This is a genomic window from Chromobacterium sp. S0633, assembly GCF_024158805.1.
GTDB lineage: Bacteria > Pseudomonadota > Gammaproteobacteria > Burkholderiales > Chromobacteriaceae > Chromobacterium.
Genome location: NZ_JAMZGH010000113.1, coordinates 1 through 1,337 on the forward strand (window position 1 = coordinate 1; position 1,337 = coordinate 1,337).

1 protein-coding gene is annotated in these 1,337 nt (G+C 69.2%); it reads right to left on the reverse strand.

Going from position 1 to position 1,337, the window contains the following annotated elements; all coding sequences use genetic code 11:
• Window positions 1–43: 43 nt before the first annotated feature.
• A partial coding sequence (locus tag NK214_RS24835; RefSeq protein ID WP_253315797.1) for an efflux transporter outer membrane subunit occupies window positions 44–1,337 on the reverse strand: 1,294 nt, incomplete at its 5' end.

Sequence of the window (1,337 nt, forward strand, 5' to 3'; positions counted from 1 at the left end):
AAAAAACCCCGCGAAGGCGGGGTTTGTCTTTGCACGTAGCGGATCAGGACTTGGCCGGGGCTTCCCAGCCGCCGCCCAGCGCCTTGTACAGGCCCACCACGGCATTCAGTTGGTCCAGCTTGGCGCTCACCAGGCCCAGCTCCGCCTGGAAGCTGTTGCGTTGCGCGTCCAGCACGTCCAGATAGCTGGCGTAGCCGTTGTCGTAACGCAGATTGGCCAGGCGCAGCGATTTGTTCAAGGCCTGGAACTGCGTGGTCTGCGCCGCCTGGATCTCCCGCGCCGCGCCGTAGCCGGACAGCGCGTCCAGCGCGTCCTTGAACGCGCTTTGCACCGTCTTCTGATACTGCGCCAGCGCCTGTTTCTGCCGCGCGCTGGCCGCGTCCACCGCGTAGCCGGTCTGGCCGAAGTTGAACACCGGAGCCGCCAGATTGCCGACAAAGCTCCAGGTCCGCGTCGGGCCGGTGAACAGGGTGTCCAGCGACAGGCTTTGCGAACCCAGCGCCCCGCTCAGGCTGATGCTGGGGAAGTAGGCCGCGCGCGCCACGCCGATGCGGGCGTTGGCGGCGACCAGCTGCTGCTCGCTGGCGGCAATGTCCGGCCGACGCTCCAGCAGGCTGGAGGACAGGCCGGCCGGCACTTCCGGCGGGGCGGACAGCGCATCCAGGCTTTGACCACGCTGAATGCCGCCGGCCACCAGCTGCTTGGGCGAGTGGCCGAGCAGCACGCCCAGCGCGCTTTCGGTCTGCTCCAGCGCGCTGGCGATCTGCGGCACCTTGGCGCGGGCGGAGGCCGCCTCGGCCTCGGCCTGCTGCTGGTCCAGCTCCGAGATCAAGCCGCCCTTGAAGCGCTTGGTCTGCAGCTTCAGCGACTCCTCGCGGCTTTGCAGCGTGCGCTTGGCGATGTCCAACTGGGCGTCGTAGGCGCGCAGCTGGAAATAGGTCTGCGCGGTTTGCGCGGCGATCGCCAGCTTCGAGCTGTCGCGGGCGAAGCGGCTGGCGGCGAAGTCGGCGCGGGCCGCTTCGTTTCCGCGGCGCAGCTTGCCCCACAGGTCCAGTTCCCAAGACGCGGTGAGGTTGGCGTTGCGCACGTCGCTGACCAGCGGCGCGCCCGGCGTGCTTGTCGCGCTGGAAGCGCGGCCACGCTGATAGCCGGCGTTGGCGTTCAGCGCCGGCAGCAGCTGAGCGCGGGCGATGCCGGCCTGGGCCGCGGCTTCGTCGACGCGGGCGGAGGCGGCGGCCAGGTCCTGGTTGTGTTCCAGGGCTTGGGCGATCAACTGATCCAGCACCGGATCGTTGAACTGCTTCCACCAGTCCAGGGCGATGGCCGGGTTCTGGGCC